This is a genomic window from Bacillus sp. JZ105 (assembly GCF_053903125.1).
Map to the genome: position 1 here is coordinate 430,369 of NZ_CP096387.1, position 14,204 is coordinate 444,572.

At 37.7% G+C, this 14,204-nt stretch carries 12 protein-coding genes; 7 read left to right on the plus strand and 5 right to left on the minus strand.

Annotated features, from left to right (window positions below; translation table 11 throughout):
• Positions 1-10: 10 nt before the first annotated feature.
• From M1D81_RS02065 to M1D81_RS02080, 4 genes are all read left to right on the plus strand, one after another.
• Positions 11-640: a dienelactone hydrolase family protein gene (locus tag M1D81_RS02065; protein WP_456265775.1), complete on the plus strand. Its 630-nt coding sequence runs from the start codon at positions 11-13 to the stop codon at positions 638-640.
• A complete protein-coding gene (locus M1D81_RS02070; protein ID WP_087978497.1) occupies positions 637-1,821 on the plus strand; it encodes an MFS transporter in 1,185 nt (394 codons plus the stop codon). The genes M1D81_RS02065 and M1D81_RS02070 overlap by 4 nt, the downstream gene beginning before the upstream one ends.
• Complete coding sequence (locus M1D81_RS02075; protein ID WP_087978498.1) at positions 1,811-2,233, plus strand: hypothetical protein; 423 nt, start codon at positions 1,811-1,813, stop codon at positions 2,231-2,233. Before M1D81_RS02070 ends, M1D81_RS02075 begins: the two co-directional genes overlap by 11 nt.
• A 282-nt stretch (positions 2,234-2,515) precedes the next feature.
• On the plus strand, positions 2,516-3,949 hold the full coding sequence (locus M1D81_RS02080) for an amino acid permease (RefSeq protein WP_456265774.1): 1,434 nt from the start codon (positions 2,516-2,518) through the stop codon (positions 3,947-3,949).
• A 130-nt stretch (positions 3,950-4,079) separates the two neighbouring features.
• Here the strand turns inward: M1D81_RS02080 and M1D81_RS02085 are convergent, their stop codons facing one another.
• The 4 genes from M1D81_RS02085 to M1D81_RS02100 form a co-directional block, all read right to left on the minus strand.
• A complete protein-coding gene (locus M1D81_RS02085) occupies positions 4,080-5,633 on the minus strand; it encodes an MFS transporter (RefSeq protein WP_456265773.1) in 1,554 nt (517 codons plus the stop codon).
• 84 nt (positions 5,634-5,717) lie between these two features.
• Positions 5,718-6,572 carry an SDR family oxidoreductase gene (locus M1D81_RS02090; RefSeq protein ID WP_456265772.1) on the minus strand — a complete coding sequence of 285 codons (855 nt, stop codon included), beginning with the start codon at positions 6,570-6,572 and terminating at the stop codon, positions 5,718-5,720.
• Positions 6,566-7,663 (minus strand): mannonate dehydratase, encoded by a 1,098-nt coding sequence (gene uxuA / locus M1D81_RS02095; protein WP_456265771.1) that lies wholly within the window; start codon positions 7,661-7,663, stop codon positions 6,566-6,568. The genes M1D81_RS02090 and uxuA overlap by 7 nt, the downstream gene beginning before the upstream one ends.
• 18 nt (positions 7,664-7,681) lie before the next feature.
• Entirely contained in the window at positions 7,682-8,359 is a 678-nt protein-coding gene (locus tag M1D81_RS02100) for a GntR family transcriptional regulator (protein WP_024427298.1), read from the minus strand.
• 350 nt (positions 8,360-8,709) lie between these two features.
• On the opposite strand from M1D81_RS02100, the gene M1D81_RS02105 reads away from it, so the two are divergent.
• From M1D81_RS02105 to uxaC, 3 genes are all read left to right on the plus strand, one after another.
• Positions 8,710-9,876 (plus strand): Gfo/Idh/MocA family protein, encoded by a 1,167-nt coding sequence (locus M1D81_RS02105; RefSeq protein WP_025093649.1) that lies wholly within the window; start codon positions 8,710-8,712, stop codon positions 9,874-9,876.
• Between the two features lie 58 nt (positions 9,877-9,934).
• Positions 9,935-11,032 carry a Gfo/Idh/MocA family protein gene (locus M1D81_RS02110; protein WP_456265770.1) on the plus strand — a complete coding sequence of 366 codons (1,098 nt, stop codon included), beginning with the start codon at positions 9,935-9,937 and terminating at the stop codon, positions 11,030-11,032.
• 80 nt (positions 11,033-11,112) lie between these two features.
• Positions 11,113-12,546: a glucuronate isomerase gene (gene uxaC, locus M1D81_RS02115; protein ID WP_456265769.1), complete on the plus strand. Its 1,434-nt coding sequence runs from the start codon at positions 11,113-11,115 to the stop codon at positions 12,544-12,546.
• 74 nt (positions 12,547-12,620) lie between these two features.
• On the opposite strand, the gene M1D81_RS02120 is transcribed toward uxaC, so the two are convergent.
• Entirely contained in the window at positions 12,621-14,114 is a 1,494-nt protein-coding gene (locus M1D81_RS02120; protein WP_024425520.1) for a peptide MFS transporter, read from the minus strand.
• Positions 14,115-14,204: the final 90 nt, after the last annotated feature.

Consider the following 14,204-nt stretch of genomic DNA (forward strand, 5'->3'; position numbering starts at 1 on the left):
TGAACGTCATTTGCAAACATCACATCAAAAACCTGCAATCATCTTAATACATGAGATATATGGAATAAATGATCATATGAAGAGTGTCATTCAACATTTTGAGTTGGCAGGTTTTAAAGTCTATTGTCCTCATTTATTAGGCCGAGTCAAATACTTTGATGAAGACAGGAAGGATGATGCATATCGCTACTTCATGAATGAAGTTGGTTTTGAACGATCGATTAACACAGTTCTTCATTTAGCGAAAAAGATAAAAACAAAAGATGAGGAAATCAACCTATTTGTATTAGGGTTTAGTGTCGGTGCAACAGTCGCTTGGCTATGCAGCCAGCATGGAGATTTGTTTTCAGGTGTAATCGGATTTTATGGTTCTAGAATAAGAGATTACGTCACGATTTCACCTGAATGTGAATCATTGCTTTTTTTCCCTGCCATTGAAAATTCCTTTCACCCTAAAGAAATGGTGAAAGTTATGGAGGGAAAGCATGGTCTGCATATGATGACGGTAGAGGGAAGACATGGATTTGCCAATCCATATTCTGAGGCTTTTGAAGCGTCATCCAGAGACCGCTGTTTTCAAAAGATGAGTGAATTTATAAAAGCTAACTTAAATAGAGACAGATTGGCAGAAAGAATATGAAGGCTCACAAATGGATGTCCATGCAGTTTTTTGGCTTCTTTTTCACATTCGGTATATTTGTGCCTTACTGGTCTATATGGCTTGTTTCAGATAAGAATTTCACGCCCGATCAAGCTGGTATTATTATTGCGACAGGACTGTTGACCCGTGCGATGACTACCTTTTTTTTATTTCCATTGGCTAGTCAGTATATGAGCCTGGCACGATTAAATCAATGGGTGGTTTTTTTATCGGTTCTTCTTTTTGCTCTTCTCATACCAGCAAATAGCTTTCTTGCAGTTATTGTGACGACCTTCTTCATTAGTCTGCTCTATCCAATGCCTTTAGCAATGCATGAAGCAATGGCATCAAAACTGATGAAGAAAGGAGAGATTTCGTACGGACGGTGCAGGTCTTATGGTTCTTTTGGATACATCGTGGCTTTGCTGCTAATGGGTGTCGTTATTTCTATTTTGGGAGAAAAAGCCATTATCTACGTGATGATTTCTGGTTTGATGATATTTGCCTTATTGGCTTCTTTAAGGGCCCCAAACACTTTACGAGAAAAGAATGAACGGGCAGGAATGAGTATCAAAAAACTATTCCAGTCAAAATCATTTGTGCTGGTTCTACTTCTTTGTGTTATTCTTCAATCGGCACACGCGGCATATTACAGTTATGCTGTGCTGTTTTTAGGCGGTATAGGAGTTCAACCAGAGTATATTGGGTTTCTATTGTTACTAGCAGTCATTGCGGAAATAGTCTTCTTTTATATTTCCGATTCCCTTTTTAAAAAGGGTCAAGTGACGACTTTGTTGATGTTTAGTATAACGGCATCTATTGTGAGGTGGATGTTACTTTTCCTTTTTGATCATGTGCTGATTTTTATCATGGCGCAAATACTCCATGCCTTTACATTTGGGCTTACTCAGGTTGCCTTTATGAAGTACCTGGATAGAAATATAAAGAATCAATTCTTTCCTTATGCTCACGGGTTATACGCAGCATTAGGTTTAAGTCTTGGCAACGGGCTTTTAACAATAGTGAGCGGGTATTTATTTTCCTTATCACCTTCCTATGCATTCTTAGGGATGGCGATCATTTGTATGCCGTGTTTTATTTTCATTTATTTGTTGAAAGTGACGCTCAAGGGTCACGGCCATAAAAAAAGTAATGAGGAGAGACAAATCCATGCGAATTAAAAAGGAGAAGGAGTATCGAGAGTTAGATGGTCAATTAGATGAGATAATGAAAACGGATGTTTTTCAATTTTCAAATGATCAAATAGTACAAGTGAAAATCCATTATGCAGCTTCTTCACGCAGACAGGGAGTGGTTCTGATATCAGAGAATGGATTTTTACTAGAAGGAAAAGGCTATGCCTCAACATTCATATTATGGGCGGATAAAATAAATAGTGAACATATGATGACATGTTCCGAAGGTACGATGAATTTATTTAATGTGTGGGAAGAAGAGAGAATGCTTGGTTATCATGATCAATTGTCTGGCATGAGAATCGAAAAGCAGCAAAATGGCTTTATCTATCATTGCTATGACAGTTATACAAAAGAAAAAGAAACCTCTATGATATTCTCCCTCTCCTTTTTGTAAGGAAGTTCCATTAAATCAGGTTTTTAAAAACAACGGAAAACCAGTGTGTAAAAGTCTTCTAAAGACGCACGCTGGTTTTTTATTGATAGTAGCAAGGGTATTCATTTCAAGAGATGTTATTTGTGCGAACATTACTAAAATAAAGACTTTGAGACAGTGACCATAGAAGGAAGCATATTTATTATAAAAGATGTATAATTAGTAGGTTGTTTTGAAAATGGAATGAATCACATGGAGACATGTTTTGATAACAGAGCATCTTAGAAGAAGGAGGGCATCATTGTGGATGTTGGACAAAATCAGCCTGAACAATTGAAAAGGGCGATGACCTCCCGCCATTTATTTATGATTTCACTTGGCGGTGTCATTGGGACAGGCTTTTTCTTAGGAACGGGCTATACGATTGGACAAGCAGGGCCGGTCGGAGCTGTTCTTTCATATATTGTGGGCGGATTGATCATGTATTTAACCATGCTGTGTCTTGGTGAGCTGTCGGTTGCACTTCCTGTGTCGGGGTCGTTTCATACGTATGCGACAAAATTTGTCAGCCCTGCAGCAGGTTTTGCTGTCGGCTGGATTTATTGGCTCGGCTGGGCGGCAACGGTCGCCCTTGAGTTCTTATCAGCAGGACAGCTGATGAGGCGCTGGCTCCCGCAAGTGGATGTGTGGATTTGGTGTCTCATATTCGGACTCTGTCTTTTCTTATTAAATGCCCGGTCAGCGAAAGCGTTCGGGGAGTCAGAGTTTTTCTTTTCCACCATTAAGATTATTGCGATTTTACTCTTTATTGGCGTAGGCGGAGCGGCGATGTTTGGGTTTATTGAAACAACGAGCGGTGAACCCGCCCCATACTTCAGCCATTTTGTGAGTGACGGGCTGTTTCCAAATGGCCTGCTCGCTGTTGTGGTTACGATGATCACAGTCAATTTTTCGTTTCAAGGAACAGAGCTGATCGGGATTGCGGCAGGTGAAAGTGAAAACCCTGAGAAAACCGTTCCCCGCTCGATTCATCAGACCGTATGGCGTACACTTGTCTTTTTCGTCTTATCTATTTTTGTCTTAGCGGGTATGGTGCCTTGGAAGGAAGCTAGTGTGCTGCAAAGCCCATTTGTTACTGTGTTTGAGAGAACGGGCATTCCTTTTGCGGCAGACATCATGAACTTTGTCATTATCATTGCTTTATTATCTGTTGCGAACTCTGGCTTGTATGCATCAACGAGAATGCTGTATTCCTTATCGAAGGAAGGAATGGCAGGAAAAGCATTTAGACGCGTCAATCAGCGCGGTATTCCGATGAATGCCTTACTGCTCACCTTCCTGTTTACAGGGATTTCGCTGTTATCCGGGTTCTTTGCAGAGAAAACGGTATTTGCCTGGATCGTGTCCATTGCCGGCATGAGTGCCCAGACAGGCTGGATCACGATTACATTATCACAGCTGCTTTTCCGTAGAAAATACTTGAAAGCAGGCGGAAAGCTGGAAAACTTAAAATTTAAAACGCCTCTTTATCCGGTGCTGCCGATCATTGCAATCACACTGAATACCATCGTATTGGTCAGCCTTGCCTTTGATCAAGAGCAGCGCATCGGGCTATATGTCGGCGTACCGCTTATGATCATTGGATATGTTGTCTATCACCGCTATGTGAAAAAGCATCAGGCACAAAGTGAACCGCTGAAGCTGCAGATCCGCGGAGATGATGAAATCCGGTTTTAAATCAAAAAACACTAAATGTAAGATATTTAAAAACACCTCTGATATCAATCTGAAGGTGTTTTTTCTTGATTCTGGAACTTCTCGTATCAATAGATTTAACTGAGCTTTAGTTCTCAACTAACAACAAACGTTAGTTAATATCCTGCTGTTTAAAATCTTGTTGTTCAAAATGTTGGCGCTTACTCTGATATCCTACGTTATTATGACCCCAAAGTTTCTCGTAATCCCAACCTGTTAGCGCTTTCAAAACACTTCTTGTTTCATTATCAGCCTGTTCCATTGAACCATTATTCTTTAACCTATTAATTTCATTAATCATAATGGAATGAGTTTTTTTAGATAATTTAAATCTAAATGAAATAACTAAGCTAATACCGACTAGCCCTACAGTTCCGAAAAACAGAATACCGACAATCCCATTTATTGCTGTAGTAGACTGTGTCGTCGCACTTGCAACGAATCCACTTTCCTGTAAAATAACTCCTACCAAAAATGTGGCTAAAGCTGTAGTACTCTTGCGTGTAAACGTCATAATACCTGCAAATATTCCTTCTCTTCTTCTACGAGTGACCATTTCATCTACATCAGGAATGAAAGTGTAAATATTCCATGGTATATAATATAATCCACTCTTTCCGATTCCTAAGATAACAGAGAAAGCATACAGCGCTATAATCATATAAGCTGGTTGTGTGAAGTATAAAAATATATAACCACTTATACATGTAATAATCGCAATATAAGATATTTTCAAAGATGGCGCAGGACCTATTTTAATCACGAGCCAACCAAACAATAATGTACATAACATTTGAAGTAATGAACCAATAGATAATAAATTGGATGCCAACACTGCATCTTTATTTAAAGAAAACACAACAAAGTAGACAAAGACAGCGTTTAAAATATCCATGGCCGTAAACGAACAAATATACATCGTGAGGTGCTGACGGAAACTTCTAATTCTAAAAGTAGATGTTAAGTCAATGATGAATTTTTTGATGGATTCTATAACAGGTACTTTTTCTACAGCATCAGGTTCTATCATGTCTTCTTCTATTTTACGTTCCCATGTTGTTCTATGTGTAATTAATAATGAAGCCATAAAAATAAAGGTGAAGATAATCCCATTGTAAAGAAAAACTTGAGGTGAATCTTTTCCGAATATTTCGAATAATCTGCCTGGAATAAAGGTAGCTAAAAATGTTCCTAGTCCTGAATAGATTAATCTTATTGTTGAGAGCTTGGTTCGTGCATTAAAATCATTCGTCATTTCGGCTCCAAGTGTTTCAAATGGAATTAATACCATTGCTGCAAGGAATTCTAACAAAATATAAACCGTTAAATAGTACCAGTAATTCATATCAGAAATCCAAAGAAGAGAATAAATAACCATCAAAGGGCTTCCAACTAGCAAAAAGAACCTGCGTCTTCCAAATTTTTTCCCAAGTTTTGTACGACCAAAATTATCAGTGATATGGCCCATAATTGGGCTTGCTATCGCATCAATAATACGAGCAATCGCAATAATAGATCCTGCTTCAACAGGGGTAAGACCGCAGTATGTAATGAAAAAATATAACATCCATGCGCCTATTATAGCGAATGCTCCTCCTCCAAATAAATCCATTGTTCCATAACCAAGATAATTTTTGAGTGTTAGTTTCCTGCTCTCAGTCTGCATTCTTATGTCTCCTTTCCAAGTCTATTTATAAATTTAAAAAAACATATAAAATAATGATGTATGACGAGGAAGAATATAAAAATATTAAACACCTGAATACGCCATAAAACCTCCATCAACAGGAATTGTCACTCCGGTAACAAATGCTGACATATGATCATCAACAAGCCATAATAGGGTACCAAGGAGATCTTCTGGCGTACCAAACCTTCTCATTGGTGTGTGCGAAATAATCTTATGAGACCTTTCTGTATAATCTCCTTCTTCATTTAGGAGAAGGTTTTTATTTTGTGAGGTTAAAAAGAAGCCCGGTGCAATAGCATTTACTCTAATTCCTGCCTCAGCCATATGAACAGCTAACCATTTGGTGAAATTTTCAATTGCTGCTTTTGCCGCGCTATAAGCAGGCACTTTGGTCATTGGAGAAGGGGCACTCATAGATGACATGTTGATGACAACTGCTCCCTTTTGATGAACCATATGTTTAGTGAAAACTTGTGTAGGAATGAACGTCCCCATAAAATTTAAATCAAATACATTTTGTACACTATCTGTACTTAAATGAAAAAAAGTATTTACCTTAGGATTAGTAAGATCTTCTGTTTGAAATATTTCGTTGGTTGTATTTGCACTGGGGTGGTTACCACCAGCTCCATTTATCAATATTGTACAATTGCCTAATTCCTCTGTTACAATCTTCTCGGCTTGTTCAACACTCTCTTTATTCAGAACATCACATTTAATCGCAATCGCTTTCCCGCCCATAAGGTTAATTTCTTCGGCTACCTTTTCACCCTTTTCGACTGTTCTATTTAAAATAGCCACAGATACGCCATGTCTAGCAAGTTCCTTTGTCATGGCGCTGCAAAGTACGCCGCTTCCTCCTGTTATGACAGCTACTTTACCAGCTAAATTTTTATTTTCTTGTATGTTTACCATGCAGCTTCCTCCTTTGCTTCTTTTCGTACAGACTGTTTATTTTTTAAAGCATCCCAAGCTCCCCACAAATACATAATTCCAAGTGCTCTATCATAAAGGCCATATCCAGGCCTGCATTGTTCATCCCAAATGTGTCTTCCATGATCGGGTCTGCAATAACCTTTGAATCCGCTTTCATAATAAGCATGTATAATGGCTGAAACGTCTACTGATCCATCTTTTGATCGATGCGATGTTTCAACAAAGTCCCCGTTATCATATACACGTACATTTCTTATATGAGTAAATGGTATTCTATCAATAAATTCGTGAATCATAGAAACTAAATCATTCTCTAAGTTTGCTCCTAAAGATCCTGTACAGAGCGTTATACAATGATATGGGCTGCTATTTAGTTGTAAAATTTTTCTGATGTTTTTTTGGTTAGTGACTATTCGCGGTAGACCAAAGACAGACCATGGTGGATCGTCAGGATGGATAGCCATTTTAATATCATGAAGTTCTGCAATTGGAATAACCTGATCTAAAAAATATTTCAAGTTGGCCCATAAATCATCTTCTGTTATATTTTTGTAGGCTTCAAAAAGTTGGTGAAGGTGATTTAACCTCTCTGGTTCCCAACCTGGCATGGTTAAACTGGAGTTCTCGCTAATTTTATTTACTAAGTCTTTCGGATCAATATCTTTAATTCGACTATGTTCATAAAATAGAGCTGTAGAGCCATCAGAAAGTGTTTTATTTAAGTCTGTACGGATCCAATCAAAGACAGGCATAAAGTTATAACATATGACTTTAACCCCCACTTTTGCTAGCTTCTGAATTGTTTTCTTATAATTTTCTATGTATCGATCTCTAGTTGGAAGTCCGAGCTTAATGTCTTCATGAACATTCACGCTTTCAACCACTTCAATATGAAGATTATGTTTATCAGCTAATTTTTTCATTTCTAACATTCTTTCCATTGGCCACTCTTCTCCTGCGGGCACATCATGCAGTGCCCAAACAATTCCTTCCACTCCTGGAATCTGCTTTATTTGTTCCAGTGTGATCGTGTCGTTTCCTTCTCCAAACCATCTGAATGTCATCCTCATCTACCATCACCCCTAATGTTATTTAAAATAATTTGGATATTCTTTCTTCAATAATTCTTTATCAACAAGTGCAATTTTCAAATGTTCTTCCATGATTTTTTCAGCTTTATCAGCATCTTGATCTTGTATAGCTTTGAATATATCCACATGTTGGGAAAGAATATTATCCCAATTATAATCTGTTACTAGCCTTAACATGCGGCTCCTATTAAAGTGTACATTCATCTGTTGAATAACTAACCATGTTTTTTCTTTTTTACATCGTTTGAAAATAGTTCTATGAAACTCCTCATCTAATTCAAACATTTTTTTATAGTCTTTTTTCTTAACGCAAATTTTTTGCATACTTAAATTCATATCTAAATCATTAATCAGCTCTTCCGAAAATTCCTGACAGGCTAGTCTAATCACTGCCTTCTCGAGATGTTCTCGCATAAACCGTGCTTCCTCCACAAGGTTCAAATCAATTAAAGAAACAAAAGTACCTCGTTGAGGATAGATACTTAATAATCCTTCTTGAGATAATTTTAAAAAGCTTTCTCTTACAGGAGTTCGACTAACATTAAATTGAACGGATATTTCTTTTTCAGAAATATTTGTCCCAGGTGGAAGCTTCAGGCTTAATATTTGATCTTTTAGCATATTGTAAACTTGTTCCCTCGTAGAGAGGTTTTGGTTTTTAAAATCAATATTCATTATTCTAATCTCCTTTCTCTAACATACTACCATACAAGTAGATTAGAATGGTAGATATTCATTTCATTTTTCTGAATACTTTCACTGTGAGCATCTCTTGATGATTCCACTATGTAAGTCATAATCAATCATAAAAGTGAGGGATATTAAAAAGAAAATTCAAAAAACTATACAAAATTCAAAAAGATTAAGTTATAATGTTTTTGAGCTACCATACTAGTATAACTAGAATATTTAATAAAACGAACGGTACTCTGATCTATCAGTTAGGTGAATCATTCAGTTTTTTGAAAGCGCTATCTCATTTTTAGAAGTGAAAATTTATCTTATTGCAGAAGGGAAAGATTGATATGTCCAACATCGCCATTATAGGAACTGGATCTATTGCAACTGCCCATATCGAGGCTTATCTTGCAATGCCTGAAATCAGTAAAATTGTAGCTTTAGCTGATATTTATCCTGAAAAAGCAATGTCTGCAGCAACAAAATATAACCTGGAAGCACGAGTTGTCGCTAACTACCAAGAATTATTGAATGATCCTACGATTGATGCCGTTTCCATTTGTACACCTCCTTATATGCACGCAACCATTGCCATCGATTTTCTTAAAGCAGGCAAACATGTCTTAGTAGAAAAACCTATGGCTTCTTCTCTAAAAGAATGTGACGAAATGATAAAAGCATCTATTGAAAGCCAAAAGCTTTTATCTGTTGTTGCTCAAAACAGGTTTATGACGCCCATTATGAGATTAAAACATGTCCTTGATCAAAACCTAATTGGAAAAATCGCTCATACTCAAGTTGATTCTTTTTGGTGGCGTGGTCATAGTTATTATGATTTATGGTGGCGCGGTACATGGGAAAAAGAAGGTGGAGGTTGTACACTTAATCATGCTGTCCATCATATTGATATGTTGCAATGGATGTTAGGATTGCCGACTGACATTTTTGCAGCAACTAGTAATACCTTGCATGATAATGCAGAGGTTGAAGACCTTTCTATTGCTGTACTTCGCTATGGAAATGGCAGCTTAGCACAAGTAACCAGTTCTGTTGTTCATCATGGAGAAGAACAACAATTGATTTTTCAAGGTGAAAAAGCTAGAGTATCTGTCCCATGGAAAGTAAATGCTCAAATAGCTAAAGAAAATGGGTTTCCTCAAGAGAAAAATGATGAGGATTTAGAAAATCGTATTCAGGAAGCTTTTCATCAATATCCGGAATTACTATTTGAAGGGCATAAAGGACAAATCAATAATTTTTTAATGGCTATCAAGGGTAACCAGAAGCTTTTAATTGATGGAACAGAAGGAAGAAAAACACTAGAACTTATTACAGCCATCTATAAATCTGCAAACCAAGGTGTTCATGTGAAGCTTCCTCTTTCAGCAGACGATCCTTTTTATACACGTGAAGGAATGCTCGCGAACGTTAAGCATTTTTATGAAAAACAAAGCAGTGTAGAAAATTTTTCAGACGATACGATCACCGTTGGAGGAAATTACGAGAAACTATGAGTCTAACGTTATTAAATTATTAAAAATAAACTGGAAGCTAGCTAGAGGAGGAACAATCATGCAGAAAAGTGATGGAATGAATTATGCTCCTAAGGGAAAAAGTGCCCCTGTTGTTACAGAAGGACAATTCGTCATGGCGGCAATAGGTCTTGATCATGGACACATCTATGCAATGTGCAATGGATTAACTGAGGCTGGGGCTACATTAAAATGGGTTTATGATCATGATCAGAAAAAAGTACAAGAATTTTGTAAAGCATATCCGGAGGTACAGGCAGCCAAAAGTGAGAAAGAAATCCTCGAAGATCCAGATGTCAGGCTCGTGGCAGGCGCAGCCATTACATCTAAACGCTGTGATTTAGGGCTGCGTGTTTTAGATCATGGTAAGCATTACTTTACGGATAAATCACCTTTTACAACGTTAGAACAATTGGAGCTTGCTCGTAAAAAAACAGCTGAAACGGGACTTAAATGGGCTGTTTATTATAGTGAACGTTTGCACGTGGAGAGTGCCGTATTTGCTGGTCAATTGATTGAACAAGGAGCCATTGGAAAAGTGGTACAAGTTCTTGGAACTGGCCCACATCGTAGTAATGTAGAAAGCAGACCAAGCTGGTTTTTCGAAAAGGAATATTATGGAGGTATTCTATGTGATATTGGCAGTCACCAAATTGAACAATTCCTTTTCTATTCTGGCGCAAAAGATGCAAAAGTTGTACATAGTAAAGTGGGCAATTATAAGCATCATCAATATCCAGAATTAGAAGACTTTGGTGATGCTGCTTTGATTGCTGATAATGGGGCTACAAACTACTTTAGGGTAGACTGGCTGACTCCTGATGGCCTTAGCACTTGGGGGGATGGGCGCACATTCATTCTTGGAACAGATGGGTATATTGAAATTCGCAAATACGTAGACATCGCAAGGGATAAAATAGGAGACCATTTATACTTAGTAAATCAACAGACAGAGCAGCATTTTTCTCTAAATGGAGAAGTAGGATTCCCTTACTTTGGTGAACTTATTTTAGATTGTTTAAACGGTACTGAAAATGCTATGACTCAAGAACATACTTTTAAAGCCGCAGAACTTTGCTTAATTGCACAACGAGACGCAATCTACGTAAATACGGAGTGTGAATTAAGTAAGATCTAAAAAAGAGAGGTGTTATTTTTGTTAATAACACCTTATTTCATTTAATTGATTTTCTAAACATAAGTATAGAGGTGACGATATTGTCTACATTCCTAAGCGAAGATATGATGCTTAATCATGAAAGTTCAAAAGTTCTTTATCATGATTACGCGAAAAATATGCCAATCTATGATTTTCATACGCATTTAATGGCTGATGACATTGCTGCTAACAAACAATATGAAAATATGACTGATATTTGGCTTAATGGTGATCACTATAAATGGAGGGCGATGCGATGGTTAGGCGTAGAAGAAAGATTGATCACGGGGAATGCAAGTGACAAGGAAAAATTCTTAGCTTGGGCGCAAACTGTTCCATATACAATAGGAAACCCTCTTTATCATTGGTCACATTTAGAATTAAGTCGTTATTTCAATATAAATGAGTTGTTCTCAGAAAAAAATGCACATCAAGTTTGGGATATTTGTAATGAGAGATTAAATGAAAGTAACATGTCCACAAATGGAATTTTAGAAAAATTTAATGTAAAAGTTGTGTGTACGACTGATGATCCAATCGATACTTTAGAAATTCATCAAATCATACGTAAAGATGTAGGAATTAAAACTAGGGTCCTACCTACATTTAGACCGGATCATGCTTTAAATATTGAACAATCAAATTTTGTAAACTATATAGAAAAATTAGGTGATTCAATCAACGGCGCTGTTTTAACATATGAAAATTTTATCGCTTCATTACATTCACGAATTGATTATTTTCACGCGAATGGATGCAGAATGTCTGATCATGGTTTTGAAATATTTCCATTTTCACCAGCTACTGAACAAGAAGTGTCTTCTATATTTGTACGTGCGCTGCAAGGAAAAACACTATCTCTGGAGGATATCAATAAATTTAAAACAAACACTCTGATTCACCTGAGTAAAAAATACCATTCTCTTCATTGGACCATGCAATTACACATAGGTGCTTTAAGGAATAATAACACACGAATGTTCAAGTTAACGGGGAAAGATAGTGGGTACGACTCTATGTCTGACTTCCACCTGGCAAGACATTTAAATGGTTTTTTGAATGAATTAGACAAAGACAACCTTTTACCTAAAACCATTATCTATAATTTAAATCCCGCTCATAATGCGATTGTGGCCTCTACTATAGGGAATTTCCAGTCTTCTGATGCCAGAGCAAAAATTCAATTTGGATCCGGGTGGTGGTTTAATGATCAAAAAGACGGCATGCTAGATCAGATGAAAACATTATCTAATATAGGATTGCTTAGCACTTTCGTAGGGATGCTTACAGACTCAAGAAGCTTTTTATCGTTCCCTCGCCATGAATATTTCAGAAGAATCTTATGTGATTTATTTGGGACGTGGATAGAAAATGGTGAGCTTCCAAGGGATTACGAGTTTATAGGAAAAATAGTCAAAGATATTTGTTATCACAATGCTGTGAATTATTTTAATATTGAAATAAATGAGACAGTACCAAAAATAATGCAGTAAGATATAAAATTTCTACATGCTGATCATAAATAAAGTGAAAAACTGGACATGAGATACTCATGCCCAGTTTTTTATTAATGAACGCCTTTCATCGCTTTCTTAATCACTGGTGTCAGTAATAGCATCACAACGCATAAAACGATGGCCAGCAATCCGATGATACCGAAATAGACGGTTTCCGGCACTTTATCAAACAGTTTGACTACTTGCGCATTGATCGCCTGTGCCATTGCATTTGAAAGGAACCAAAGGCTCATCGTTTGCGCTGAGAAGGCAGCAGGGGCCAGCTTTGTTGTCGCTGACAGTCCAACTGGTGATAAGCAGAGCTCTCCGATCACGACGAGGAAGAAGCTCAGAACGAGCCATAATGGGCTCACAAGTGTGTTCGGACCGGACATGTATGCAGGAATGATCATGATGATGAAGGATAACCCTGCAAACAGAAGACCGAGTGAGAATTTAATCGGGGTAGACGGCTGTTTCTTTCCAAGTCTGACCCATAACCAAGCAAACACTGGAGACAGCAGCACAATAAAGATTGGGTTCAATGATTGGAACCATGAAGACGCTAGTGTCATCCCAAGGAAATTTAAGTTTGTTCGTTGATCTGCATATGTTGCTAAAATGTTTGAGCCCTGCTCTTGAATCGCCCAGAACATCACGGCAGCAAGGAACAATGGAATATAAGCGAGAACCCTGGATTGCTCCACTGCGCTCGTCTTTTTACTGAAATACATGACAATGAAATAAACAATCGGAATGAGTACACCAAGGGCACTGACAAACCAAGTGAATAGATTAATTGTGAGTGCGCCTGTTTGAATGCCAATGACAGCAAAAACCGCAAGCAAAATCACAACCAATGATCCGTAAATTTTGAAGTTCTTACGTTCGGCAGCTGATAATGGATTTGTCACATACGTACCGGCAAGACCGAGGTTCGGTTTTTTTGTGACCACAAATGTAATGAGTCCAACAAGCATCCCAACGGCAGCAAGTGAGAAACCGAGGTGGAAATTCACTTTTTGACCGAGTGTTCCGACAATTAATGGGGAAATAAATCCACCCATGTTGATCCCCATGTAGAAAATACTAAATCCAGAGTCCCTGCGCGGGTCTGTTTTTGTATACAGGTCGCCAACAATGTTTGAAACGTTTGGCTTGAGAAGACCTGTCCCGATAATAATCAGCCCCATACTAATAAAGAGCGCTGTTGCTCCGCTTGGCAAAGCCAAAATCACGTGGCCAAGCATAATGAAAACTCCGCCATAAAACACCGTACTGGATGATCCAAATACCCGGTCGGCGAGCCATCCGCCAATCACTCCTGACATATAGACAAGCGCACCGTAGACAGACATGATCGAATTGGCTGTCGTCTGGTCAAAGCCTAGACCGCCTTTTGTCACCTCTGTGTACATATAATAAATAAGCAGTGCACGCATGCCATAATAGGAGAAACGCTCCCAAAATTCAGTGAAAAACAGTGTGTAAAGTCCTTTAGGGTGTCCAAAAAAACCTTTTTGAGGAACACTTTTAACAATTTTATCGTGGTCAATTGTAGACATGGCATAGATCCTTTCTTAAAAAAAGAGATATGAGAAAAATGATATTCTTGTATAGTTCTTGTGTCAATATAAAACTATTCTAAAACAGGA